The following is a 25,566-nucleotide window of genomic DNA, read 5'->3' on the forward strand; positions in this document are numbered from 1 at the left end:
CTGGGCAAAATTTATTACGCGTAGACCGGGCCGGTGTACTTCTCGCCCGGACCCTTGCCCGGCTCATCCGGATGTGCCGAGGACTCGCGGAAGGCGAGTTGCAGCGACTTCAGGCCGTCGCGGTAGGGGCCGGCATGTGGGCCGAAGTACTCGATGGACGAGGTGACCAGCCCGGCGAGCGCGGTGATCAGACGACGAGCTTCGTCCAGATCGCGGCGTGGACTGTTGTCCGGATCCTCGTCGGCGAGCCCGAGCTTCTCTGCCGCCGCGCTCATCAGCATCATCGCGGCGCGGCTGATGATCTCGACCGCAGGGATCTCGGCCAGCTCGCGGACGTCGGTCGGGTCGGGCTCACTCATAGGCACGAGGATTGCATCGTGGTAGCCGGGCGCGCTCGCCGGGGCGGGGCGATTCGGCGATAGCGAGTGGGAATGTTAGACTTTCCGCTGACGACCGCCCCGGGCTTGCTCGGGGCCGATAAGTGGAGCCCGACTCCCACCGTTGCCGACGAGCGATCGTACTGGTTAAACGGTCCGGTCGCCCGTCCTTTCGAGGCGGGTTTCTTGTGCGGGGATCTCTCAGGGGATCATCGGACGAGGTCGACGCGAGCTTGCTCGTGGTCGAAGGCCGGTCGACTCGGGCCCCGTGGCGGAATACCGCACCGGGGTCTTTGTGTTGAAAAGGGGTTGCCGTTATTGCGTGCGGTCGTCTGACGACACCGCTTGACCTAGGAGGCCCCATCAGCACTGAGACCCGCATCAACGATCGCATCCGCGTTCCCGAGGTCCGACTCATCGGACCGGGTGGTGAACAGGTTGGGATCGTGCGTGTTGAAGATGCACTACGCGTCGCCCTCGAGGCGGATCTCGACTTGGTCGAGGTCGCGCCGGATGCCCGTCCGCCGGTCTGCAAGATCATGGACTACGGCAAGTTCAAGTACGAGACGGCGCAGAAGGCGCGCGAGTCTCGTAAGAACCAGGTGCAGACCGTTATCAAGGAGCAGAAGCTCCGTCCCAAGATCGACGACCACGACTACGAGACCAAGAAGCGCAACGTTGTTCGCTTCCTCGAGGCCGGCTCGAAGGTCAAGGTGACGATCATGTTCCGCGGTCGTGAGCAGTCGCGCCCCGAATTGGGCTTCCGGCTGCTGCAGCGTCTGGCATCCGACGTCGCCGAATTGGGTTTCGTCGAGACCTCCGCCAAGCAGGACGGTCGCAATATGACCATGGTCCTCGCGCCGCATAAGGGTGCGAAGACGCGGGTGAAGGCGCAGGAGGATTCGCGGGCACCACGTCCGGCCGCCACCGAAGCGCCTGCCGCTCCCGCACCTGCCGCGGGCGCACCGGCCGCCGAACAGGCCGCGCCGGCCGAACCGCAGTAATACCGATCAGAAACCGGTGGTCCGACGCGGACCACCGGTACGAGACAGATAGAGGAATCCATGCCGAAGATGAAGAGCCACAGCGGCGCCTCGAAGCGATTCAAGGTTTCGGGCCGTGGCAAGCTGCTGCGTCAGCAGGCGAACCGTCGCCACCTGCTCGAGCACAAGTCCACCCGCCGGACTCGTCGTCTGGACGGCACGGAGGCCGTCGCGTCCGTTGACGTCCCTCGCGTCAAGCGCCTCCTGGGTCTCTGAGACTTTCAGGCCAGCCCAGCGCGACCGGGATTCCGGACGCCGACCACCGACAAACATCCGGGCGCCACGCATGCGCCCCCTAGATCGACAAAGGACTGACCCATGGCACGCGTCAAAAGGGCCGTCAACGCGCAGAAGAAGCGCCGTTCCGTTCTCGAGGCCTCCAAGGGATACCGTGGCCAGCGCTCGCGGCTGTACCGCAAGGCCAAGGAACAGCAGCTGCACTCGCTCGCCTACGCCTACCGGGACCGCCGGGCGCGCAAGGGTGACTTCCGCAAGCTCTGGATCGCCCGCATCAACGCCGCGGCGCGCCTGAACGACATCACCTACAACCGCTTCATCCAGGGCCTGAAGGCCGCCGGTGTCGAGGTGGACCGCAAGATCCTCGCCGAGCTCGCCGTCTCCGACGCCGAGGCGTTCGCCGGTCTGGTCGCCGTCGCCAAGGCCGCACTCCCGCAGGACGTCAACGCCCCGGCGGCCTGATCCGCACCTGCGTGACGACAAAGCATTCGGAACGACCCGTGGATGCGCTCTCCGAGCACAATCCGCGGGTCGTTTCCGCTGTCAAGCTCCAGCGCGCCGCACAGCGTCGCAAGACCGGGCAGTTCCTCGCCGAGGGCGCGAATTCCGTTGCCGCAGCGCTGGAAACCGGTCGGGTGCGTGAGCTGTTCTATTCGATGCACGCCGCTACGCGGGAGAATCCGCTGATCGCCGGGGCCGCCGCCGCGGGTGTGCGCACCACGCTGGTGAGCGAGCGCGCCGCCGAACACCTCGGCGAAACCGTCACCGCGCCAGGGCTTGTCGCGGTGTGCGATCAGGTCGACGTGCCACTGGCGGACGTATTGGCTGAGCGGCCGACGCTGCTCGCCGTTCCGGTGGAGATCGCCGAGCCCGGGAATGCCGGGACCCTCATTCGAGTCGCCGATGCGGTGGGCGCGAATGGTGTTGTGCTGGCGGGGGATACGGTTGATCCGCACAATGGCAAATGCGTTCGCGCGAGTGCGGGCAGTCTGTTCCACGTGCCGATCGCGCGGCATCGTGATATCGGCGAGGTGCTCGATGCTGTTGCGGCGGCGGGGATTACGGTGTTGGCGACCGCAGCCAAGGGGGAGGTCGATTTGGACGAGGCTGACGAATTGTTAGCCGGTCCGGTGGCGTGGCTGTTCGGTAATGAGGCGCATGGTCTTGACCCTGCCGTCGCCGCGCGTGCGGATCATCGTGTGCGAATACCGATCCACGGCCGTGCCGAGAGTCTGAATCTCGCCGCCGCGGCAGCTATCTGTCTCTACGCGAGCGCGCGGGTCCAGCACACGAAATAGGCTGGGCGCGAACCCGCAGCGGAACGCTCGGGCCAGGTGAGCCCGTACTTGGTCAGCGGTGGTGATCGTCGGCGGCTTGTCCCGACTGTGAACCTGGCCGTCCCTCGTACGAAAAAACCTGTCGGACAACCGATCAGGGGTTCGGCGTGGCCAATGCCTCGGCGAGCGATATACCTGTGCGTTCGGCTAGCCTCCGCCGCTCACGAACCTCACGGGAGGTACGGGGTCGGTAGCCGGGACCGGTGCCGCAGCAGCCGCCGTAGAAGTTCAGCCCGGAATCGAGGACTGCCGCGAGCACTCGCCAACCCGCATTGTCGACTTTCCTGGGGACCTCGAGATCCGGTCCGGCGTCTATGAATTCGCCATGACATCGCGGACATTGGTCCGGCCCGTGTCTGATCGTGTGCTTGTGAGAAACCCGGCAGCGCAGGCACACCGGATGCGTCCGACTCGGGTAGATCACATGCGGGTAGCGTACGTTCGCGGCTGGTTCGGGCCGAGCCAATTCAGCTCGGGAGCAACCATGACCCTGGTGACAACCAGTGTCAGCGTGGAGGTTCGGCGCAGCGGTGAGTGCGTTTATCCAGAGGTCGGTGACAGTTTGAAGGCACTGGTCGATGGTGCGGCCCGACGGCGGGTCGAGCACGGCGTGGTGGACCGGCGCGGGGTAGTCTCCTCCGGCGCCAAGTCGACGCAGGGGGTATTCGACCTCGGCGGTGAGTAGTTGGGCGAGCGTCCTCAGCTGGTCGGCGATTTCGGGTGTGGGGGGCGACTGGTCGTAGAGCAGCCGGTGCAACTGCGGCTGGTCGGTGTGTAGTTTAGCGACACTGCTCCGTCCAGCTATGCGCCGCCGCAGGTGGGAAGGGCGGGCGGCCTATGCAGCGGACTGACTGCCGGGTTCTATGGGGCCCAATCGAAGTCAGCGACGGTCACCAGATATCGGTCCGGACGGGCCGTTTGGGAATATCGAACAATGCGGACTTCTTGTGGACCACAACGGGAACCGAGGAGCCGACGCTCAGTCGCTCGGCCAGTGCTCGCGCTTGGACCTCGCGGAATTGAGGGTAGAGGTACTGCTTCCGCACGCGGGCATCCGCACCCGAGTCCGGGTGCGGGAACTGAACTTCGACCTGCACCCGCCACAAATCGTAGCTGAGCGTCCCCGAGCGGTGCTTGTATCGCAGATCCGACTCGACCACCACCGCGGACATCGCGATCCCGGCCCGCCGCAGGTAATTCCGGCGCAGCCGCCATGCGGCGGCTAGCACGAGCATCCACGCACCCATGCCCAGCAATATGCTCACCGGAAGATACAGCGCCATGGTGAGTTGCGAACCGGTCCACCGGACTATCGCGGCACCCAGGCTCAGCACGCCGGTCATGAAGGCCACCGCCGCTATCGCGACACCCAGCGTCCACACCAGCGCCATCGGGCCGATCATCTGCTGGGACCGCCCCATACCAACTCCTCGAGCAAACCGGCAGTAAGCCACCGAATCGAAGCTATGGCATGAATCGAAGAAGTACCACACTCCGGCGTAGCCCGCGTTGGCGCGTGTGGCATCCATGCGATTGGCTGAGCGGTCGACGCTGCTCGCCGTAGTGGAGATCGCCGAACCCGGCAATGCGGGGACTCTCATACGAGTCGCGGATGCGCTGGGCGCGAATGGCGTTGTGCTGGCGGGGGATAAGGTCGATCCGCACAATGGCAAATGCGTTCGCGCGAGTGCGGGCAGCCTGTTCCACCCGCCGATCGCGCGGCATCGTGATGTCGGTGCGGTGCTCGACGCCGTTGCGGCCGCGGCTATTACTGTGCTCGCCACTGCCGCCAAGGGGGAGGTCGACCTGGACGACGCCGACGAGTTGTTGGCAGGGCCGGTGGCGTGGCTGTTCGGCAATAAGGCGCACGGTCTCGACCCTGCGGTCGCTGCGCGTGCGAACTATCATGTGCGGATTCCTATCCACGGCCGTATTGAAAGTCTGAATCTGGCTGCGGCGGCGACCTGTCTCTACGCCAGCGCTCGCGTTCAGCACGCGAGATAGTCATACGAGGTGGCGCATATCCAGTGCGCGCCTCGCACAAGTTCTGCCTTCTGTGAGGCGTGCAGGGGGTATGCGACGGCCGTGGACAGTGTGCTGGCGTGTTGTCCTGTCTCATCGGACTTGAGGTAAGTCGTCGAATGTCCTGTGATAGTGAATCGTCCTTGGAGTGGTGCCTTGACCTGTGGTGACGGAATTTTGGATGACCAAACCGGTGGTAGCTGTCCGCGCTGGACGGCTGTGAACCTGGGTGGGTTGTATGCGATCTTGCTCGTTTCGTGAGCGTGAGGATTTCCGGCGCGAGGCCGTCGATCCAGGTGCCGATTGGATCGCTGTTGCGTCGTGGCCAGTGTTCCTGCGCTTGTCGTTCGAGATGGGTAAGCCGTTCGGACAGCTCGGCCGCCGCCTCCGGCCGCGCGGCCTGAGCGGACTGGTAAGCGAATGGATCGCACGTAGGATCCCGGTGTGAAGTTCTCGCTGCGGCGGGATGCGATCGTGGCGGAGAGGCCGATGATGCTGGAGCAGGCGGTCAGCGTGGTGCGGGAGGGCAGTGGGCCCGAGGTGGTGCTGGTGCACGGCGGGGCCGGGCCGACGACCACGTGGGCGGGACTGGAATCGTTGCGGGCGCGGTGGACGCTGACGTCGGTGTATCGGCGGGGATTTCCGCCCAGCCCGCCGCCGGTGGACGGGAGCCAGGATTTCGAGGTCGACGCCGACGATATCGCTGCGGTGATCAGTGACACGTGTCCGCATGTTGTCGCTCATTCGTATGGCACGCTGGGGACGCTCATCGCCGCTGCTCGACGCCCGGACTCGGTGCGGTCGCTGACCATCATCGAACCGCCGCTGTACTTCGTGGCCGGCGACGATCCGCTCGTGGCCAGGTTGCGGCAACTTGGCGACACCGTGCTCAGCGATGGTCTCGATACCGACACCGCGCGGCTGCGCGAATTCCTCACTCTCGTAGGCTCACCAGTGGCCGATGGGCAGCCCCTGCCCGCTGGGGCGGTGGCGGCGGTGCGGCGCGCGCACGGCGGACGGCTGCCCGGTGAGGCGCGACCACGGCTGGAGCCGATTCGCGCGCACGGCGTTCCCGTCCTGGTCGCCTCGGGCGGTCACGCCCCGGCCCTGGAAAGGATCTGTGATGGGCTCGCGGGCGTCGTGGACGCCCAGCGGGTGGTCACACCGGGTGCAGGGCATTTCGTCCCGGCGGCACCGGGTTTCGCCGAGCGCTTGGAGCGGTTCCTCGCTTCGGTGTGAAACGTCTCCGCTTGTTGGCCGTGCAGGATAAGGCCAGGGGTCGGCGGCGTCGGCTAGGAAGGGGACGGGGCGAGCTGGACACGTTGTTGATGATTCCGATTGACCGTGCTGTGCCGCTGTAGGAGCCACCGGTAGAGCCCGTCGTAGGGTTCGGTGGAGTGACGGTATCTGATGCCGAGCATGTCGTTGACGGCGCGTCCGAATGAGCCGAATGCCGGGCGGGTTGCCGGACGGGGGTAGCGCCAGCGGGAATCCGCGAGAACGTGGGCCAGCTCGACAGTTTCGGGGTAGGTGACGACCGCGGTGCGCGGGTCACCGTTGCTCAGTTTGCCGGTGAGCGGGTAGCGCCCCGCGAGGGCACGAATCAGCGGGTCGCGGCGGTCGTGGTGGCGTCCGTGGCGGGCCCAGGTGTCGGTGATGGCCGCGGCCTCGGTGAAAGCGAGAGCAGCGATGGTGCGGCCGGCGCGGCGGGCGAGGAGCTGGTGGCGGCGTTGCGCGTGCAGGATGTCTGCTACGGCACTGACGTCGTATTGCTGGTCGAGGAAGGACCGGCCGCGTGATCCCAGCCAGATGCGATGTTTGCCGCAGAGCACGGTGTCGACCGGTTTCCAGGTGATCGCGAACACGAACGCGTTCCGGCGCGAAGCGCAGCGGAAACAGACCCGGCGACGGACATGCGCAGGTTTCAATACGACATCAGCGCCGGGGTCCAGTTCCGGCAGCGCATAGCGCAGACCCTGCGGTGAGCGCCCGGTCACTGCGGCCAAACCGGCCAGCGTGACCGATCCGGTCTGGTTGCGGGTGCCGGTCAGATGATTGCGCAGATCGTCGGGGTGGATCAGATTGGCGGTGGCCAGGCGGTAGAGGTAGGACCTGGTGGTCTCGCCGCCGAACGGCGCGACGGGAAACGGCAGGCGTGCAGGTGGTCCCGGCCGGAATCCGAACGGCGGCATCAGGCAGCGCCGTGGCGCGCGGCTTCGGCGGCGTGGTCGACCGGGATCGAGTCCATCAGTTTGCGAGTAATGGCTTCCTCACCGTCGAGGATCGCGACCTGCGCCGCCGCGCGTACGAGGTGCGAGAGGCTGCCGATCATCCCGCCGGTGCGGGCGTGCAGGTAGCTGGCGTGCCGTGCCAGCGCTCCCGGCTTGTGACGGTGCAGCCGCAGCGCATCATCAAGTGTCGCGATCAGTCCGCCCCATTCGGCGTTGCGGGAGAACGGGCCGGTGTTGATCAGGACGCAGCGGCCGGCGATCTGCTTGCCCCGCACGCCGGTGAACATCCGCCGCTCGATGTCGATACCCGAGTAAACAAAGGTTGCTGGCAGATGCTCGGTGAAATATTTCAAGTGATCGGACATGTCCTCCCCGGCCGCGGTGGCGAGGTTCAGGTTGTGCAGCTCGTCGACCAAGACCAGATCCACCCGCGCTTGCAGCATGATCTGGCAGACCGCGTCGGCGATATCGGTGGTGTTGTAGCCGCGTTTAACCGGCGGCAGGCCCAGGAACCGCGCGAATTCCATGGCCAGCTTGCGTGGTGATCCCTTGGGCGGAGTCGTCACATAGACCACCGGGATGCGGTCGGCCAGCCGATTCGGATAGCGCTGCCGGACGCCCAGTTCGTGAGTGCGGCCGAGTTGCTTGAGCGCGGTGGTCTTGCCGGTGGTCTGCGGACCGGACACGATCAGGCCGCGTCGCGCGCTGATCTCCCGCCGGTTCAACAGCGTCAGCAGCCGCCCCTGACGAGCGACCTCACGGACCGTGGACGTCGCGACGATGATCATCTCGGAGTGGTAGTCCAGGCGGGCTTCGTTGTAACGGTCGCGTTCGGCGTCGGGCAACGCCAACCACCGCTGGTCCGGCAGCAGCACGAATTCCGGATCCGGGGAATCGACGAACCGGCGCCACCCGGCCAACGTCATCGTCGGCTCCCGCACATCGGCTTCCAGCGGCGCGGGAAACCCGTCGCCCAACTCCTGGCCGGCGCCGTCTACCCCCACTTCTTGGCCTCCTCGCGGGCGTTGTAGACCCCCAGCGGAATCACCTTCGCCAGCTCTGCGTCATCCTCGGCGTCTTGCCCGTCATCTCGGACCGGTGGCGCGGACGGTGGCGGTAGAGTCGGCCGCAGCGCTGCCGACACTGCCCGGGTTCGTCCGGCGATTCGCTTGTCCTTCTTCGTCGGCTTCTCCCGGCGCGGTCCTTGCCCGGCAGTATCGAGTAAAGCGGCTGCCGCAACGGCGATCTCGGATTCGGTGGCCGGGTCTTCGCCGCGGCGAGCCAGAGTTTTGCGGGCGTGGTCCCAGGCTTGCTCGCCGAAGGGTGCCGGGGTGGTCCGCAGATGTGTCCATGGGGCCTGGATCCAGCCGCCGTCGTGGTGGTTGCGGACCCAGACACGGGTGACGTCGTGCGGGTCGTAATGTATCTCCCACAACCCTTTTCGTTCGTTCACCGTCGAATGCTGACGCCGGTAGGGGGTCAGCTCGGCGCAGTCGTAGGTGCGGTGGGCGATCTTGACGCCGTAGGAGTTGATCGCACGCCACCGCATCGGCAGTAGCTCGATGTAGTCGTCGCTGCCGAGGGGAACCGGCACGTAGCCCGCAGTTTCCACCAGTGCGGCATACATTTCGTTCGGTGTCAGCGCCTTGCCCGGGAACAACGGGTGGCGTAACCCGTCATGGGGCCGGTTGGCCCAGGTCGTGACGAGCCACTCATCCAGCAGTTCCTGTAATTCGATCATCGACCAGACCGCTGTGCGGTCCGCATCGCGCCCGCGACGCTCGACGCTGGAGCCGACGGCAGCACCGCGATCCGATCCCCGACCGCCTCGGCTCCCGCGAGCAGCGGTGTCGGCCGGGAGAACCTCTCCACCAACCGATCTCGCAGCGGCTCGAACATGCACCGACGATGCCGATACCCAGACAGCCACTTCACATTCGCCAACATCACCGGATCCACGACGCCCACCCGCCGGTAATCCCACCCCACCGACTCGCATGCACGCGCCGTCGCAGCGAACGCGGCAGCGTCCTCAGGCGCGATCCGGTCGTCGGCACGCACATCGATCACCAGGCCGCGACCGTCGGTCATCCGCACGAAGATATCCGGCGCGTGACGGACAACCTTGCTACCCGACGGCCATGACAGCCAGAACGGCTGCACAGCAAACGATCTCACCTTCGATGAGTAGTCGAGCATCATCAGGTGATCACGCTCGAGCCATGACTCGAACCCGATATGACATCCCATCCCCGAAGCAAAATACAAGCCGGGGAAGTTCTTCTGCCCCTTGAAACTCGGGAACCGACGCACCGGTGGCACTTCCTCGAACGGGATGCTCCAGCAGGCCGCCAACTCACCCCGCCGCTCGACCGCACCACCGACGCCGATTTCCAGGAACCTCAGCGCGAACCCATCCATGGCAGCAGCTGTGACCGCCACGCCACCCCGCACCATCGACACCCCGGAACCCTCGTCACAACAGAAACCTGGGCCACTCTAGCCACAATGCCTCAACTACTGAGACAAACCCGAGAATGCCTCAAATCAACGAGACTGCCTCAACTTCAACGAGATCGGACACGTGTATCTAGTGGCGGTCGCGTACAGGTTTCTCTCTTGTGAGGTGTGGACTGGATATTCGACAGCCTCCGCGCACGCTTCGCCCACTGGCTCCGTACAGCGGGTAAAACGGTCGTTCGGTTCAGGAAGTTGAATGCCAGCGCGTCGGCTCGGACAAAGCGGCTCGCGCAGCCGAGAGGTCTGCCAACCGAGCCGCGACTGTGGCTGCCGCGAGATGTTCCGGCAGCAACGCCGAGAACTTGAGCCCGGTGACGGCGCGGAGGTCCACGCCGGGCAGTGTGAGTCTGTCACCGTCGACGGATCGCGTTGCCGCATGCCACATTTGAGGCGTCAGATCACCGCGTAGCCGGATGGCGAAGTCGGTCGGCCGTTGATCCGGATCGGCGATTGCCTCGAGTGTCGCAGTCAGCGTGGCATTGGCGCGGTAGCCCGCCCAGGTCCACCATCGAACGGCGTCGTGATTGCGGATGACCAAGGTAGCGCCGGCCGTGACAGACTCTGCCCGTTCCTGTCGCTGTTCGGCGAGGGCGGTGTGCGCGCGCCGGGTCAGCAGAACTTTCGGGTCGGTGCCGAGTAGCACCGCTCGCACAGCACGAGTGAGTTGGTAGGACAGTCCCCGTACGCCGATGCTCGACCATTTCGCGACGCCGCCGCCCTCGGCCGGTTCGACGAAGACCCGTCGTCGCTTCCAGTCGACGTAGGTGACCCGCCAGCTGCGTCCCGCCAGCAGTAGCAGGCGTGGGCCGGGGCGGTCGTCGGTCAATACCGATGTGTCGGTCTGGCCGATCTCCTGGCGTCCGGCGAGTACTGTGAATTGCGGTGGAGCAGTGAACGATGCGGTGAGTTCGAGGAAATTTCTTCGCCCGAACCGCTTTTCGGCCTCGGGGCCGATGAACAGCAGCCCCTGGTCCTGGTCCAGGAATCCGGATCCGACCAGGCGCCGTAGAATTGGCTCGGCCGAACGGTCGAAAGGATGAAGACCGTTCCATTCCTGCGGCCAGATCCGGTCGCCCAGCGTCGAATGCTGCAGGGTAACTGCCAGCAGTTGCTGGGCGACGAGGTGGCGGGGCTCGGGCGGTGCGGTGACGGGTTCGACCCAGCCGCGGCTCCACAGCAGCAATAACCCCGCGGCCTGAATCAGCGCATCGGCGGTGGTAGTCAGGAACAGGCAATTCCGGGTGCTGCCCGGACGTCGGCCGGTACGGCCGATGCGCTGCAGAAACGACGCCACGGTAGCGGGACAGTCGATCTGGATCACCCGGTCCAGATCGCCGACGTCGATACCGAGCTCGAGGGTCGACGTGGAGACGATGACACAGTCGCGGGCCTCCGCGAATGCTTGTTCGGCGCGGGCACGTTCGTCGGCCGACAGCGACGCGTGCGACAGGAATACCGTGACCTCGCGCTCCCGCAACGTCGCGCCCAGCTGCTCCACCTGGCGCCGGGAATCGCAGAACACGAGCCGCTTCTCGCCGCGGTGGAGTGCGGCGATCACCTTCGCCGCGTTGTCGAGTGAACCCACATAGTCGAGCTCGACGTCACCGGGCGGCAGCGCGATCTCGGCACCATCGGTGGGAAAGAGATGCGGCGCAGCCGGTACGGAGTTGCTGTCGGTCATCGGGCTATCCGGAGCGACCACTGCGCCCGGCCGAATCCCCGCGCCGGATCCTTGCAGCCATGTCAGCAGATCACGCGGATTGCCGACAGTGGCCGACAGCCCCACCCGCTGGATCCGATGACCGGTTACCCGCTGGAGTCGTTCGAGAACCGCGAGCATATGCCAACCGCGGTCGTCCCCGGCGAAAGCGTGGACTTCGTCGACGATAACCGCCTGGATATTGCTCAGCAGCTCAGCATGATCGGTTTTCGTTCCGATCAGCATGGCCTCCAGCGATTCCGGTGTGGTGAGCAGAATGTCGGGTGGTTCGCGGCGGATGCGGTTTCGGTGGGAATCGGTGGTATCGCCGTGCCATAGCGCGGCACGACGCCCCAACCACTGGGCATAGCTGTCGACGCGAGTGACGAGGTTGTTCAGGAGGGCTTTGAGCGGGCACAGGTACAGCACCGAAACCCCTTGCCACCCACTGCGCGTCATCGCTGTCAGTAGCGGAAAGCTGGCCGCTTCGGTCTTCCCGCCGGCGGTTGGAGCAAGCAGAATCGCGTCGTCGCCGCGCAGCAGCGGCTCGATCGCCTCCTGCTGCAGTGGACGCAGGTCGGGCCAGCCCAGGGTGTTGACGATGTGGTGCACGATGACCGGATCGAGTCGATCGATCGCGCTGGGCGACGGTCGAGACTGCTCGCTCACGACTGCGTCTCGCTGGCGCTCGGCTCCATCGTGCGCGATGGCGCACTGTGCTGATGGTTCACTCGCTGACGCTCGCTCACAGCTCGAGATCGATGTCGTCCGCGCCGACCAGATTACGCTCGATATCGGTCAATTCCGTCGAGCCCACCATGAGTCGGTAGTGCTGGCGCGGATCGAAATCCGGGAACTGGTCGATTCGGTCGAGGACGTCGCCGACAAGCTTCTTCAGAAACAACCGTGGGGCGACACCGACCTTCCCGCCGAGGGATCCAGTGACGGCCCTCGCGAGATCGGCGATGTAAGCGTCGTCGGCGAGTGTGATGATCCGGTCAGGGTTGTCCGCACCGGAGGCATACAGATCCCGGATGGTGATGCCCAGGGCGGTCAGCGAATCCAGGGTGAACCCCGGGAGCCGCAGCTGTACCGCGCGGGGGTTGTCGAATCGCGGATCGGTGGTGAAGTCGGTCGCCAGACGCTGAGCCAGCGGTGCGAGCCGCTGCACGCCCTGCTGGCCGTCGAAAAAGGCCGGGGTACCAGTGATAAGCAGGTACAGCCCTGGAAAGCGGCCCGAATACACCTCGTCGATGAGCTGGCGCAATGCGTTGAGGGCTTTGTCCCTGGCGTCGGAGCGAACTCGCTGCAGTGTCTCCACTTCGTCGAGGACGATGAGCAATCCGCGATGACCACTGTCCCGCAACACGGTCAGCAGGCCCTGCAGGAATCCGAACGCGCCGAAATGGTCCAGGTCGCCGCGCACGCCGGCGGCCCGACGCGCCGCTGCCGCGACATTCGGCTGCCCGCCCAGCCAAGCCAGCACCGCCGCCGCGGTGGCTTCGTCGCCTTGCAGCATCGCAGCGCGATAGCCACGCAGGGCAGTCGCGAAAGACGGTGCATGCCTGGATACTTCGGTCAATCGAGCGGACATGAGTTCGTCGACTGCGGCGGGCAGCTCGTCCTCTGAAGCACCGTTCGCGAGTGCGTCCTCCTCCAATGCATAGAACCAGGCGTCCACTACCGGCCGCACCGCGCTGGGCGGGAAGCTGAATGTGGTCAGCCGCTCGGTGAGCCGCCGATACACGGTCTCCAGCTTGTGCAGCGGCGTCTCCGTCTCGGAGATCTGTACCTCGGCTACGGCGAAGTTGCGGCGCTTGGCCCGTTCGCCGAGCCATCGGGAGAAGAACGTCTTACCAGACCCGTACTCGCCGCGGACCGCCTTGAAGACCGCACCACCGGAAGCGACCGTGCCGAGTTCGACATCCAAAGCGGCCTCGAACCGATCGAGCCCGGTGGCGAGCAGATCGAGACCGCTGTCGGGGACCGCTCCGCGGCGCAGCGCATCGATCACGGTGCGGCGACGAACCGCGCTCACGGACACAGGCTGCACGTTACTCACGCGGTTCAGTCTCGCATGACGATGGCAAGGGTTCCTGGCGTCACTGCGACTGGGGTCAGCGAATATCGAACTGGGCTCGCAGCAGACCGGTGTTCAACCGGAGCGTGCGGCCGTCAGGGAGGGTCTCCAGTACCTGAGCACCATCGACGTTGAGCAGCTGCCCGAGGATCGCGGCGAAGCCGCTGGCACGGGAGGGCGGGTCACCGGCCCGCTGGGTGATCGCCGTGATCGACTGCGGTCCGTCGAGCAGTGCGCGGATGGCCTTCTCCAGCTTGGCAGGGGCCGGTTTGCGTGCCAATTGTTCGAGCTGCAGTTCGAACACGGGGGAGGCCAACACGCGGCTGACCAGACTGTCCGCGGTGCTGGTTGTGTTCAGCACAGGTTCGAAGCTGGGTTCGACAGGCGCTGAAATATCCAGCGACATCTGGTTGGTGAGTTCCTCGGCGACCTTTTCTTTGACCTTCTTGACTCGCTTTGCCACAGCCATGGCTTGGGCAATGACGGGGAGGGCATCGGAATCGTCTTTCCACCAATGCGGTCGCTGGTCGCCCAGCTCGCGCCAGCCCTTGGGCGGGACGGCGCCGAACGGCAGGAAGGCCAGCACCGGGATGGTGATCTCGGCCAGTGCGGCACCCCCGTGATATCCGGCCTTCTGCGCGGTGTAGCGGGAGTCGTTGTCCCACAGGGCAACGATCGACGAGTCCGGTTCGGGCCACACCACTCGTGGGCCGTGCAGTGCTATCTCGGTGTCGGCGAGGCGGTCGTATTCTGGCGCCGGGAGTCGATGCCGAGCCGATTCGATGCCGGTGGCAGGGACCGGCACACCGTGCCGATCGATGACATGTCCGTGATCACTGGTGATCAGCACGACCATGCCCTGCCCGGCAGCGGCTGTGACGAGGGCCCGCAGGTCTCCGATTTCCCTTGCCTCCCAGCCTGAGTCGTCGAGCTTGTGTTCCTTGGCGAGTCGGTCGTCGACAGTGTTGAGCACCACGGCGATATGGCATTCCGGATCGGCGAGCGCGGCCTGTAAATCTTTGCCGAATCGGTCACCGGGCTCGCTGCGCAGGTCGTTCTTGAAGAAGACCATCGCCTTCTTCGGGGCCCAGAACCTGTGCTGGGGGAAGAACTTTCGCTCGGTCTTCTGATCGCCCTTCATCAGGGTGCCCGCGAACAACGAGGTGCGCGATACCGCGGTGACGCTCGGGAGGGCAGCAGCCATGGTGCGGCGGTACGGGCCGCCTGCCCCGGGCAGTGGGTCGTATTCGCCGAAGTTGCTGCGCAATTCGCCCGCCAACTCGGTGGCGATGGCAGCGCTCATACCGTCGATGACGAGCAGCAACACTCGATGGTCGGCGGCGAGCGGACGCACGACACGATGAAGGAAGGTTTCGACGGTGAGCATCGCGCCCGGATTGGTGCCCGACTCCGTCCACACGGCAAGGTTTTTCGCGAATTCGCGATCGAATTCGCGGCGCAGGTCGCGGACTCGGGTGATGAGGGCCTGGTAGGCGATCCGCAGCGTGGGCTCGTCGTCTCCGCCCGCAGCGAGGTAGTCGAGGGCGCGGTCGGCCCACGCGATGTCGCGCATCTGGCGGTCCAGTGCGGCGGCAACGGTGTCGACGGTGGGATCCGGATCGGTGGCCAACCAGCGGGTCAGGCGCTGCGCCATCCGCACACGTCGGATTCGGACAGGGTTGTCCTCGGCGAGTTCGTGGGCGCGCAGCGCCTGTACGGCCGTGTCGATTTCGGCGACCTGTCCACGGCCCAGCGCGCGCCCGGCGGCGGTGAAACGGGCGGCGAGGCCGGTGGTCAGGATCGGGCTGGCGGACGCGGCATTGCCAGCGCCGAATTGGCGGACCAAGAGATCGGCTTGTGAGAGAACCGTGTCGGCCGCCTTGCGGGCCGAGCGCGTCGGCTCATCGGCTTCTTCCAATGGTTCATCACTGGAGCGTGCTTTGACCAGCAGCTCTTTCACGTACTCTTCGCAGGTGCGGCCGAAGGCAGCCAACAGCTGGTCGAGGGCTTGGCCTTGCGCCGGGGGCTGGTCGCCGAGCCAGCGTTCCACCCGTCCGCGCGCCTGATACACCTCGTTGCCAGGTGCCGAGTGCTCCCACAGCGCGGCGCACAGCAACCCGTAGGCGACGGCTTCGATGCCGTGACCGGTCTGCACCAGCGTTGTCACCAGGCGGCCGGTCGGCCCGGATTGCTCGGGTTCGCTGAGGAATTCGCAGAGGCCGTCGCGTTCGGCGGCGCGTAGGTCGAGCAGCAACTGCGGTCCGCCCGGGCGCTGCGACCAGGCCAGCAGCGTATGCGGATCGACTCGGTCGCCGACGTTGCCGAGTTGCAGCCGGCGTGCTGCGAGCGCCGCCAGCGCGGAGGTACGCGGCAGCACACCGCCGGCCAATGTGGATGGCCAGCGCTGCGCCCCAGCGGCATCGAGCAGTGCTTCACATGCCCAGTCCTCGCGCCGCAACCAACTGTCGATCGTGTTGGCGCCGAACGTTTCCCGCACGACGTCCCACCGGTCGACGGCGTGCACGCGGCCCCGGTGGGTACGAGAGACGATCGCCGGATCGAGGTCGTGCTCCTCGGTGTCGGTGAGCACGACCAGTAGCCTCGGATCAGGGTCGATCTCGCGGGCGTGCGCCAGCACCGTTTCATGGACCGACAGCGGTGAGGGTGCCGCCACCACGCGAGCGCGGCGGCCGTCGGGCAAAGTCAGGACTGAATCGCCGTCCCACGTCGGTTCGCCGCGCAAGAGCAGTGTTTGGGGCGTACCGGAGCCCGCCAGCACGTCCGCGAACCGCTTGTGCGACAAAAGATATTGGGCGACAGTATTTTTCGACAAGCGTAGGGCGTTCGCAACGGCTGTTCGGGTCATTCCACCACCCGCCAGGTTATTTCGACGGTGACTCCCGGTTCCAAGGACGCCAACTCCGCCAGTTCGGCCGTGAAGTCCTTTGCCGCGGCGCGAGCGGTGGTCCTGCGCTTGCCGGAGCGCCGAGTGGTGCGCATGTTTTTGGAGCCCGTAGGAGCATCATCATCCACGCGCGGATCGCTGGTCGGCGTGGCGAGATCGACATCGTCGGGCCCAGTGGTGCCGTAATCCGGCAGTGCGGATTCATCGGATGGCAGCGGCGTGATCGGGACGGCGGATTCGCTCTCCAGTCTTTCGCGCTCGGCCTTTTCGCGCAGCTTTCGTGTCGACAACGCGGTGACCTTGGCATCGGTGCTGCGCAGCGCTTCGACGAGATCGGCGGAGCGCTGATCCGTGCGGGCAACCGTGCGCAGTGAATCCAGCAGCGCGGCACCTTCGGGACCGAGATACCGGGCCTGCGCCAGATTGCCCCAAGCGGTATGGGTGAGCGCCGAAATCACCTTGTCGGCCGACTTGATCGAGGTGGCGTAGCGGTCCGGGCTGACCCCGGCCAGGTCGAAGTTCGCGAACGTCTCGACGGTCTTCTTCGCGCCCGCCGCTCCAGCGCCGCTGCCGATCATGGCCGTCAGCAGATCAATCGCGCGACGGGCGATCGCCAAGCGGCCCGTCGGGTCGGTGTCGTCCAGACCGAGGAAGTCAGCGTGCTTCTCGAGCTGCTCCACTAGGCGAGCGGCAGGATCCTGGTACTTGCTTGCGGCAGTGGTGATCTGGCGGGAGAACTGCTGAACGAGCCGGCCGCGGCGCAGGGTTGGCACCGTCTCGCCGAAGATCGTCTGGAAGCGGGTGCAGGCGGTGTCCCAGTCCGATTCGCTAGGCAGCGGCTGACTGCGCAGTGCGTCGCCCGGCTGGATCTTGTTCAGCTCGGGTGTGTCCATGGGTACGCCGCCGCGCACCCACACCCGGTCGTCCATCTCCGCGACGGCGGCGATCACCAAGTTCGCGATATGTGGTTCCAGGCCACGCTTGTGGGGCAGGTCGGTCCAGTCGTTGAGCGAGATCACCGACAGGTCGCCGGTGATGCCTTCGGTCTGCGCCGTCTTGCGGAAGTGGTCGGCCCAGCGGCGCGACAATTCGAAATAGGCTTCCTTCTGTTGGCCCAGTCCAAGTGGTTCGGCAACCTGGCGCATGAGGTCGCGGTCCTTCGACGGCACCTCGACGCGGCCGTCGCGGGCTTCGGCAGCCGAACGCACATGCGTGAATACGGTTTTCGCGTCAGCCAGCTTCACCGCGCGGCCGGTCTCTTTCGGATCCAGGTTCGGGTGGTCCGGGAACTGGTGCGCCAGCAGCTTGCCTGCGATATTGCGGACGGCGTCGTGCATGGATTGGCCGATCGGCAGCGTCAGTCCGTCGATATCGGGCAGCGGATGGAAGTGCTGATCGAGGTCGGCGGTGACATCGTTCGGCTTCTTCTCCGCCAGCCCGTAGGCCTGCTTGAACGAGGTGAGCACCTGCTTGCGGAGGGTCTCGCGCTGCGATTCGAGCAGTTGCTTGGCGCTGGCCCGGTTATCGGGGTTGAGATGCTGGGCGTACTGGGTGTCGAAACGGTACGGGTCGGCCAGGGTCTTGGTGATGACGAGCAGCCGACGGAAGTCCTCCCACCTGGGCTTCGTCAGGTGTGTTGGCAGCCAGGCGACGGTTTGAGGATGGTTGCCGCCCTGCTGTTCTCGCAACCGCCGGATACGGTCGGCGTCTTCGACGGGTGTGTGAATGCCTTCGTCGTAGGGCAGGTCCACGACAATGCGCCAGCGGTCCGGGAAAGTGGGTTGCAGGTCGTGGTTGGGTAGATTGTCCTCGTCGGAGACGTTGCCGAAAATCACTTCCACGACGCGGTTCGAACCCCGCCATACGAAACGTAGTTCATCGGCGTCGAATCGGCCATTGGCGCGCTCCAGACCGAGCTCGTCGGCGAGCAGGTCGCGCGCCAACGCCGCCCGGTTCGACGGGTTGTCATTGGCGCTGGCGTTGGCGAGGACCCCTTCGACGTCGATACCGGAAAGCTCCAGGCGCACACCGGGATTGACGTCGGTTCCCGTGGGCTTGATCTCGGGGAACCGCGAAGCCCACTCGTCGACCTTGGCTTTGATCACGCCTTCTTCGCGGCCCGGGATCATGGTGGTGATCGAACCGTGGTTGAGCGCGCCGAGGCGGCGAATGGTCAAGTCCCGCAAGACCGGAACGCTCGGCGCGAGGGCGGCCAGCAGCAGTGTGGACACCAGGCGGTTCTCGCCGACGAACTGTTTGCACCGGCCGGCGAGCTGGGCGTCGGTCATCTTGTCGCGACGGTGCACGTACTCGTCGACGTCGTCCTCGCTGACCTCGTTCGAGCTCAACAAGTAGGGGCGCAGCCGTGTCTTGTACAGCTTGTCGGCGGCCTCGAACAGCACCTTCTTGTCGGAAACGAACGGCCGGTCGCCGCCCTTGGTGAGTTGCTCGTACAGGTCGCCCAGCGGCACCAGGTCACCGAGTCGAAGTTCGTCGCGATGGTCGGCGAGCAACTGGCCCATCAGTTTCAGGCCGGTGCGGGAGCGCTGCAACGCCGCCGAGATATGGACGAGGGTGTCGAGAAAAGCGGGGGAGAAGGGGTAGCTCAGCCGGAACGATACCTCGTCGGCACCGGTGGTGCTCTGGTCGGAACCCAGCAGGGTGTCCCACACCTTCGGCCCGAGCTTCTTGGTCCTGTCGAACGCATCGTCGATCTGGGCTTTTTCGGCAGTACCCTTCGGCTTCAGCAGGCGCGCGTGCGCGATCTGCGGCAGGTTGCGGTCCTCCAGGGTGATCAGATCGAACCGGCCGGAGGCGTGGTTGAGGGCGTCCTGGATCGCGGATTCCGCTGCGCCGGCGAGCTCTTCGCCGACGAGCTCGCGCAGATCGCGCTGCCGGGCGATGAACGAGATGATGGGAATCGCGCGCCGGGCGTCGCCGCCTTCCCGGAAGTTAGTGATCTTGCTGGCTTCTCGCGCCACCCGCTTCTCGTCGTGGATGAGGCTGGCCAGCCACAGGATCAGCTCGTCGAGGAACAGGACGATCCCGTCGTAACCGAGCGACTTCGCATGCGCGGCAATGACACTCAGGCCGGCATCGAGGGAGATGAAGCCGCTTTCGTCTTCGGCGGCGCGCTGGGTGAAGCCGGGCAGCAAGGTGGTTCCGGCATCGTGCACCAGCTTGGCGCGCAGTTCCCGCGGCGTGGCCGGGTTCACCAGGTTGAGGCCGCTGGCGTCCTCGGCCTCCTCAGCGGAGAGCGCGGTGTCGATCTTCTGGGTGGTCCAGAACACCGCCGACTCGCCCCACTCGTCATCCTCATCGGCGGCGTACTCACGATTGAGGGCCGCGAGGAACTGTTCCTCGCCCATGGTGATGCGCAGCTGCCGCAGGTCGGTGAACAACGCGTCGGTGCGGTACACCGGCGGAATCGAGGCTTCCGGATGCTTCTTGCGGACGAAGTCGACATAGCCACCCAGCACCCGCTGCTCCATGGCCTTGGCATCGATCATGTGATACGGCACCATGAGAAACTTCTTGCCGTCCTCGGTCAGCCACTCGTGCTTGGTGAGTAGCGGATCGAACTCGGCGCGGGAGCGGGCCACCGTGTTGCCCGACAGCAACGCGTACAGCACCGCCATAAAGTGCGACTTACCGGCACCGAACGAGCCGTGCAGGAACGCGGGTTTCGACGTGTTCCCGTCCAGCGCCGATTTGATCAGCGACAGGGCCTCGTCGAAATTCCCGAGCAGCCGCTCGGTGGGCACATAGTCCTGAACCGCCTTGGTCGACCCCTCCTCGGTCACCGCATCGGCGAGGGTGAGCACATAATCCGAGCCGGCGACGTGCTCCCTGATGTCGATGAGATCCCGCAGCAGCGGACGCTGATCCATCCCTCATCCCCTCCCGCGGTGCGGTGATGCTGTGTGCTTCGTGATACAACGGTCGCCATCGTCGTGGCGGCGTGTGCAGTAATCGCAATACACTATCGCGTCGCGCAGACAGGCAGGACGACTGTCGATCGGATTCGCTCGTCGGCTCTGACGGCGGCCGAATCCCGGCGAGCGGACCGCAGAACCTTCCAGGGGAACCTGATGGTCGGGACGGGGAAGGAGTGATCCGACCGGATGAAACACCGACCTCCCGCAATCGCGCAGGTGAACACACCCTCCACCTTGATCGGCCTCGTAGCCGCGACTGAAGGGATGACTGGACTGTGCTCTACGCGACGGCGGCGCCGCGACTTGCATGCCACCGCAACGCAAACCAGGGTGTGGTGATCGCCGACTGGACTTACTCGGTGGCATCGAATCGAACTCTACTGCGACGCAAGCGAATCCGCACAGGTGTCCCTGAATGGTCCGATCAGGTCGCCAATCGTGATCGTAAGGGTTGTCACGGCGGCCGGGCACGGCTGGCGGGCGGCCACCGCTACGACAAGGTCGTGGCGCACTTGAAAATCAAGCTGAGGCATTGTCTGGAATCACGATTCCGCCGAGTTTCGTTGTGTCTTTGGTGATGTCGGCAGAATTCGCCGACTGTGGCGACCCTGGTCGATGTTCGCCGTCATGACTTCTGTCGCTGCACCGACAGCAGCGGCAAATCGCCTGCCTGCCCGGGCGTGAGCAGCACGCCCGGACCGCAGCGTCAGTCTCTGGTCGCTGTACTCTCGGGGCCGAGTAGCTCCTGAACGAATTTCATCGCGGTAGCAGACTCTGGGTTGTCGGTGTAGGTCCGTGCGATAGATTCTGTCTGCTGGTGCGCATCCGATTGAGCTCGCTGAATTGTTTCGAGGAGCAGGCGGGCGAGCTGTGCGTCGCCGAGCCGCAACGCCTGCGGCGTGAGTCGCAAGTCGGTGATGGTACCTCGCGAGTCTGCGGTCACGCCCAACTCGCCACCACGGGAACTGGCACGAACGGCGATCTGGCTCAAACGTTGCTGTAAAGCCTGGTGCTTGCGCCTCCACTCCGCGACGAGTCGACGTTGGTCCTCGTTCCATTGGTCTAAGTAGTCCATGACAGCACCCCATGCTTTCATCAGAAATAGTCACCGCACGCGCGGCCAACCGTGATCACTCTCGGTAGTAGCCCACCTGGTAGTCGCATGATTCATCGGCAACGAAGTCGGGAGACAGGTATTTGGCGAGTTCTGGCAGCTTTGAGTGCGGCACGTCGTACCCGCCAGCCTCCGGAGGATAATTGATGCCGTCGATCTCGCAGCTATCGTCGAAGTGAAGGATTTCTTGCAAAGTCGCTGTGTCGAGGCCCTGTAAAGGATGATCTCGGACCAAAAATTCGGTCTTCTTATCGAACGCCTCTAAATACCACATATCAGTTACTTTCCCTCCGGCTTGCGCTGGGAGTCGCCTGCCATCCGGATGCGCAAATTCGCCGTCGCGTGCTGTGCGCAGGACCGGCTGCAGCAATGGCGGAAAACGTTCACGACTTCAGTCCCCGCTGAACCAAAGATACCCATTCCTACGGATAGCGGTTTCGGCGGCATCGCGCAATACGACGAGCATCTCTGCTTCTTTGTCGTTGTTCGGTGAAAGATTTGCTAGTTCGTCCAAGAGTATGGTCAGCTGGGTTGTGTTGAACATTGTGTCCGCGTGCGCGTGAAGACCCCGAAGTATTGAGCTGGCCGGAGCATTCCCCCGATACTTGACAAGCGTATCTTCCGCGTCCCCATATACCAGGTCGATCGGCTCGTGGACTTGATTTTGAATAATTATATCGATTCCCAATTCAAATCCTAGCATCTACGGGATCGGATACATGATAATAATGCCGCCAAATCGGTCGGTAATGATCTTGTATCGAGCCGTTCTGCGGCGTCGCTTGCCGCTGTGGCGATTGGCAAGCCCGGTGGTGAGATGCAGGCCGTCAGGCGGCTCGCGAACCTCGATGGCGCGAACTCGTCGATTCAGTTACCGGAATATCGATCCAACACTGCGATGATCCTCTCGAAATCACGTACCGAACGCTGACAGAACTCTCGATCCGTCCTCACTAAGAGGTCCACAGCTTGCGCTTCGGTTGCCAGTCCGTGAAGTTCTTTCTCGGCCATTACTCGCGAAGGTACGAGCACCCAGTTTCGTCGGGTGGTGTCGAACAACCAGTCGATCTCTCGATTGTCGGCAAAAGCGGCCTCGTGCACTATTTCAGCAACACGAGCCGGCCGGGGTTCGGGGAAACTCCAGACAACAAGCGGCGGAGCGGGAGTGCCGTCATCACCGATACCGCCCGCATGGCGATACCACTCCAGGTCTCCGTACCGCTTCAGTCGAGTAATAAAATCACCAGAATTCATTACTGGTGCCGGGGAACTATCGGTCGGTGACTTAGCCCCAAGGTCAATCGTTGATATCATCTGAGTTGTAGTTTATTTCGAGGTCGGCTGGCCGAGATGGCCACGGGGGTGCCTGAATTCTGGCTCCTGACCATTTGTCTACGGTCACAACCGGATAATCTGACTGATTTGCGATACCCGATCGGTTCCAAATGAGAATATCGCCCCAGAGAACCTCAGCTGGTATCTCGGGGTGCCGATCGGACACAAACATGTTCCATCCATTTCGGAAGCCGATCCGAAAGCTGCCGGACTTGAAGAATACTGGCGATACGATTGGCTCTGTAAGCGTCTTTTCGATTTTGGATTTCGGCCAGTGCGTGATCGCATGACGGTTGGGATCGTCTTCGGCAAGTGATCGCGGCGAGAGTTCGGTTCCGTATCCGGCAGCTATCCTGAATCCGGAATCGAGGTGGAATTCGAATCCATCGGCCCGCCATTCTATATTGGCAATACGGCTTCCACGTAAAGGTTGTATTATCCACCTGTCGTCGTACTCTTTAATCTCCGAGTTCACATCTACCCTTCGTCATCTGTCCAGCTCGTCGCGGATATTTCCAATACTATCGTCTGACGCGGTGCCGTCCGGCTTCTTCACGTATACCTCACCGGATTCCAGATCGACCACAACATCTGGATTCTTATTCGCACCGTCCCCGCGCCACGCCCCGTAAGCCTTGATTCTGTGGATGGCTTCTCTGACATCTTTTGCTGGCACACCGTAGTAACTGGCAATCTTGTTGATCTTCGTTGTCTGTGAGGCGGTGGTAAACGCGCCGCTAGGGCTGTTTGGATTGATGTCATCCGAATCGGCATCATCGATGAGTACCTTCATGGCGATGATGGCACCGAGTTTGAGCGCGATATCGGTGAGGCTGGGGACTTTGTCGAACGCGGTGATCGTGAAGGCTGTGGTTCCCGCGACTGCTGCCGCGGTGCCGATTATTTTGATGAGTTTGCTGGTGTCGTAGGTGCTTTTGAGCACTCTGGCGGTGTTGCCCGCGATCGCTACGACGCCGACGCCGGCGGCGACGTCGCTGAGGGCGGCGGTGATCCAGGAGGCGGCGACACCGATGACGACAGTCGTTCCGGCTGCTATCAACGCGTTTGTGACCGCGTCCCGGAATTTGTCGCGGGTTTCGCAGGTGGCGGTGCTGTATTCGGCAACAGGGGTGGCGAGGTTCAGGGATGCGGAGGCGAGTTGGGTGGCACCGCCGTTGAGGGTGGTGAGGTGGCCGAGGAGGGGGTCGAGGCCTTTCTTGTCCTGGATGTCGCTGAATAGGTTGGTGATCTCGGTGATCCGGGATGCGGCGTCGGTGATGGTTTTGTGTTCGGCGAACGTTTTCCAGGTTGATGCGGCCTTGGCGAGTTTGTCTTTGTTGCCGTTGGGCAGTTTGCTGCCGAACTCGTCCTGGATCTTGTCGACCAGGGCGTCGTAGAAGCCGGGGATGCTGCCTTTTCCCTCGGTGACACCGTCGCCGTTGTTGCCGACCGAAGTCGGGATGGTCACCTTGTACTCCGACATCGCGGTCACGGTGGGACGGTCGGGCATCGGGTTGGAGTTATTGCCCAGTGCCCAGTTGTATCCAGCGGCGTAGAGCATGTTGCCGAAGTTGGTGAGGGCATCGGCCAGGTTCGTACAGGTCTGCATCGTTTCCTGGGCAACGCGGTCGTAGGTCTTGCCCCATGCTTCGCAGCCCACGGTGTCACCGGCCATACCCGCGCATTCACCTTTGACCGCGTCGTGGACCGGTTTGTCGGCGGCACGCAGGTCGGTGGCCAGGGCGTGGCATTTCTTGCCGGCGTCGTAGTAGGTCTGCCAGTCGATAACCAGTACACCCATGTGTCTTATCCCTGGGAGAACATCTTGTAATTCGTGTCGTGGGCGGTGGTATAACGCACGTGCGCCGCCCTCGCGGCGTCGCTCACATCCTTCACACCTTCGACGAATTCCCTTGCCCCAATGACCCATTGAGCATGAGCATCGGCATACGCCCGGGCCGCAACACCTTCCCACCCACTACCGACCAGGGAGGCGACCCGGTCATCGATCTCATCGAGATGCTCACCGATGAACCCGGCCAGACCCGACAGACGGACCACGACCTCATCGAGATGGTCCAGATCGACCGAAAACCGAGAGCTCATGGCAAATCCAAACTCGAAGTGTTCAATGGGGCGGCGTTGCTCCCATCACTCGCCTGGTAGGTGTCGGCGGTGACACCCAGCTTCTCCGCCATCCCGGTCAGCGCGGTCATGATCTGGACACCGCCGTCACGCACGTCAGTCCAACCCTCAGAGAACTCATTGGCCGCGTCCCCGGTCCAGCTACCATCGGTCAGCGAAGCCACGTCCTTAGCCGCGGAATCCAACGCCGATCGCAGTGCCTCGGCCAACTCGTAGACGTATTTGCCGACCTCGCGCACCTTCTGTGGCACCACCGAGAGGTTCTGGCCAGAGCCTGGCGTCCCCCCATCACTCATGACGCGAATCCTAACCGATGCCCGTTGGGGTAGCGATAGAGCGACGTGGCAGAGCTTGGGGTCCCGGGTGTGTAGGTCAGCGTGTCGCTCTCGACAGCTGCCCTGTTAGGGGCGTCCGCTTCGAGTTCCACCGTGTTGCTGTGGATCTCGACCTTCAGTGGGCCGAAGGCTGTCATGTGCAGATCTGTCTCCCGTGTGGGCTGCGAACTCCTGTGCCGCTCGTACATGGTTGGCCGCAGCGGGATAGTTCAGCGTCCGGGCGTCATTGATCGCGCTGGCCGGCGCGC

The 25,566-nt window shown here is 64.2% G+C and carries 24 protein-coding genes and 1 pseudogene; 8 read left to right on the top strand and 17 right to left on the bottom strand.

Translation table 11 applies throughout. The features are described from left to right. Nucleotides 1-14: 14 nt before the first annotated feature. The gene (locus tag ACIBG0_RS29475) at nucleotides 15-359 is read right to left on the bottom strand and encodes a DUF1844 domain-containing protein (RefSeq protein WP_397036767.1); all 345 of its coding nucleotides are present in this window, start codon (nucleotides 357-359) and stop codon (nucleotides 15-17) included. A gap of 335 nt (nucleotides 360-694) precedes the next feature. Here ACIBG0_RS29475 and infC point away from each other — a divergent pair, with 335 nt between their 5' ends. The 5 genes from infC to ACIBG0_RS29500 all read left to right on the top strand — a co-directional run bounded on the left by infC (nucleotide 695) and on the right by ACIBG0_RS29500 (nucleotide 3,679). Continuing rightward, on the top strand, nucleotides 695-1,381 hold the full coding sequence (gene infC, locus ACIBG0_RS29480) for a translation initiation factor IF-3 (protein WP_084484190.1): 687 nt from the start codon (nucleotides 695-697) through the stop codon (nucleotides 1,379-1,381). A gap of 60 nt (nucleotides 1,382-1,441) precedes the next feature. After that, nucleotides 1,442-1,636, top strand: coding sequence for a 50S ribosomal protein L35 (gene rpmI, locus ACIBG0_RS29485; RefSeq protein WP_040689021.1), 195 nt, complete (start codon nucleotides 1,442-1,444; stop codon nucleotides 1,634-1,636). Between the two features lie 102 nt (nucleotides 1,637-1,738). Continuing rightward, a complete protein-coding gene (rplT, locus tag ACIBG0_RS29490) occupies nucleotides 1,739-2,119 on the top strand; it encodes a 50S ribosomal protein L20 (RefSeq protein WP_364504236.1) in 381 nt (126 codons plus the stop codon). A 38-nt stretch (nucleotides 2,120-2,157) separates the two neighbouring features. Continuing rightward, on the top strand, nucleotides 2,158-2,955 hold the full coding sequence (locus ACIBG0_RS29495; protein WP_397036769.1) for a TrmH family RNA methyltransferase: 798 nt from the start codon (nucleotides 2,158-2,160) through the stop codon (nucleotides 2,953-2,955). Between the two features lie 523 nt (nucleotides 2,956-3,478). Next, entirely contained in the window at nucleotides 3,479-3,679 is a 201-nt protein-coding gene (locus ACIBG0_RS29500) for a hypothetical protein (protein ID WP_397036770.1), read from the top strand. Between the two features lie 205 nt (nucleotides 3,680-3,884). Here ACIBG0_RS29500 and ACIBG0_RS29505 read toward each other — a convergent pair whose 3' ends face one another. Beyond that, a complete protein-coding gene (locus ACIBG0_RS29505; protein ID WP_397036772.1) occupies nucleotides 3,885-4,415 on the bottom strand; it encodes a hypothetical protein in 531 nt (176 codons plus the stop codon). A 130-nt stretch (nucleotides 4,416-4,545) separates the two neighbouring features. On the opposite strand from ACIBG0_RS29505, the pseudogene ACIBG0_RS29510 reads away from it, so the two are divergent. After that, nucleotides 4,546-4,998, top strand: a pseudogene (locus ACIBG0_RS29510) (TrmH family RNA methyltransferase); the annotation flags it as partial. 462 nt (nucleotides 4,999-5,460) lie between these two features. After that, nucleotides 5,461-6,255, top strand: a complete 795-nt coding sequence (locus tag ACIBG0_RS29515; RefSeq protein WP_397036774.1) for an alpha/beta fold hydrolase — start codon at nucleotides 5,461-5,463, stop codon at nucleotides 6,253-6,255. A gap of 53 nt (nucleotides 6,256-6,308) precedes the next feature. Here the strand turns inward: ACIBG0_RS29515 and ACIBG0_RS29520 are convergent, their stop codons facing one another. From ACIBG0_RS29520 to ACIBG0_RS29555, 8 genes are all read right to left on the bottom strand, one after another. After that, nucleotides 6,309-7,208: a TniQ family protein gene (locus ACIBG0_RS29520; RefSeq protein WP_397036775.1), complete on the bottom strand. Its 900-nt coding sequence runs from the start codon at nucleotides 7,206-7,208 to the stop codon at nucleotides 6,309-6,311. Continuing rightward, nucleotides 7,208-8,173, bottom strand: a complete 966-nt coding sequence (locus ACIBG0_RS29525; RefSeq protein WP_397036943.1) for a TniB family NTP-binding protein — start codon at nucleotides 8,171-8,173, stop codon at nucleotides 7,208-7,210. Before ACIBG0_RS29525 ends, ACIBG0_RS29520 begins: the two co-directional genes overlap by 1 nt. Nucleotides 8,174-8,241: 68 nt before the next feature. Then, nucleotides 8,242-8,988 (bottom strand): Mu transposase C-terminal domain-containing protein, encoded by a 747-nt coding sequence (locus ACIBG0_RS29530; protein ID WP_397036777.1) that lies wholly within the window; start codon nucleotides 8,986-8,988, stop codon nucleotides 8,242-8,244. Beyond that, nucleotides 8,985-9,689: a TnsA-like heteromeric transposase endonuclease subunit gene (locus ACIBG0_RS29535; RefSeq protein ID WP_397036779.1), complete on the bottom strand. Its 705-nt coding sequence runs from the start codon at nucleotides 9,687-9,689 to the stop codon at nucleotides 8,985-8,987. The genes ACIBG0_RS29530 and ACIBG0_RS29535 overlap by 4 nt, the downstream gene beginning before the upstream one ends. 262 nt (nucleotides 9,690-9,951) lie before the next feature. Continuing rightward, nucleotides 9,952-12,135 (bottom strand): DEAD/DEAH box helicase, encoded by a 2,184-nt coding sequence (locus ACIBG0_RS29540; RefSeq protein WP_397036780.1) that lies wholly within the window; start codon nucleotides 12,133-12,135, stop codon nucleotides 9,952-9,954. Nucleotides 12,136-12,211: 76 nt separating this feature from the next. Beyond that, nucleotides 12,212-13,510, bottom strand: a complete 1,299-nt coding sequence (gene brxD / locus ACIBG0_RS29545; RefSeq protein ID WP_397036944.1) for a BREX system ATP-binding protein BrxD — start codon at nucleotides 13,508-13,510, stop codon at nucleotides 12,212-12,214. 73 nt (nucleotides 13,511-13,583) lie between these two features. Further along, complete coding sequence (gene pglZ, locus ACIBG0_RS29550; protein WP_397036781.1) at nucleotides 13,584-16,379, bottom strand: BREX-2 system phosphatase PglZ; 2,796 nt, start codon at nucleotides 16,377-16,379, stop codon at nucleotides 13,584-13,586. 29 nt (nucleotides 16,380-16,408) lie between these two features. Then, entirely contained in the window at nucleotides 16,409-20,341 is a 3,933-nt protein-coding gene (locus ACIBG0_RS29555; protein ID WP_397036783.1) for a phage resistance protein, read from the bottom strand. A gap of 234 nt (nucleotides 20,342-20,575) precedes the next feature. Here ACIBG0_RS29555 and ACIBG0_RS29560 point away from each other — a divergent pair, with 234 nt between their 5' ends. Then, nucleotides 20,576-20,728 (top strand): PEP-CTERM sorting domain-containing protein, encoded by a 153-nt coding sequence (locus ACIBG0_RS29560; protein WP_397036785.1) that lies wholly within the window; start codon nucleotides 20,576-20,578, stop codon nucleotides 20,726-20,728. Nucleotides 20,729-21,095: 367 nt separating this feature from the next. Here the strand turns inward: ACIBG0_RS29560 and ACIBG0_RS29565 are convergent, their stop codons facing one another. From ACIBG0_RS29565 to ACIBG0_RS29595, 7 genes are all read right to left on the bottom strand, one after another. Further along, a complete protein-coding gene (locus ACIBG0_RS29565; RefSeq protein WP_397036786.1) occupies nucleotides 21,096-21,485 on the bottom strand; it encodes a YbaB/EbfC family nucleoid-associated protein in 390 nt (129 codons plus the stop codon). 34 nt (nucleotides 21,486-21,519) lie between these two features. Further along, nucleotides 21,520-21,873 carry a hypothetical protein gene (locus tag ACIBG0_RS29570; protein WP_397036788.1) on the bottom strand — a complete coding sequence of 118 codons (354 nt, stop codon included), beginning with the start codon at nucleotides 21,871-21,873 and terminating at the stop codon, nucleotides 21,520-21,522. 497 nt (nucleotides 21,874-22,370) lie between these two features. Continuing rightward, a complete protein-coding gene (locus ACIBG0_RS29575) occupies nucleotides 22,371-22,757 on the bottom strand; it encodes a hypothetical protein (RefSeq protein ID WP_397036790.1) in 387 nt (128 codons plus the stop codon). Between the two features lie 43 nt (nucleotides 22,758-22,800). Further along, on the bottom strand, nucleotides 22,801-23,313 hold the full coding sequence (locus ACIBG0_RS29580) for a hypothetical protein (RefSeq protein ID WP_397036792.1): 513 nt from the start codon (nucleotides 23,311-23,313) through the stop codon (nucleotides 22,801-22,803). 12 nt (nucleotides 23,314-23,325) lie between these two features. Continuing rightward, nucleotides 23,326-24,639 carry a hypothetical protein gene (locus ACIBG0_RS29585; protein ID WP_397036794.1) on the bottom strand — a complete coding sequence of 438 codons (1,314 nt, stop codon included), beginning with the start codon at nucleotides 24,637-24,639 and terminating at the stop codon, nucleotides 23,326-23,328. A gap of 5 nt (nucleotides 24,640-24,644) precedes the next feature. After that, a complete protein-coding gene (locus ACIBG0_RS29590) occupies nucleotides 24,645-24,944 on the bottom strand; it encodes a WXG100 family type VII secretion target (protein ID WP_397036796.1) in 300 nt (99 codons plus the stop codon). Beyond that, nucleotides 24,941-25,279, bottom strand: coding sequence for an ESX-1 secretion-associated protein (locus tag ACIBG0_RS29595; RefSeq protein ID WP_397036798.1), 339 nt, complete (start codon nucleotides 25,277-25,279; stop codon nucleotides 24,941-24,943). Before ACIBG0_RS29595 ends, ACIBG0_RS29590 begins: the two co-directional genes overlap by 4 nt. Between the last annotated feature and the right edge of the window lie 287 nt (nucleotides 25,280-25,566).

It is taken from the genome of Nocardia sp. NPDC050630 (assembly GCF_044457245.1).
Classification (GTDB): Bacteria; Actinomycetota; Actinomycetes; order Mycobacteriales; family Mycobacteriaceae; genus Nocardia.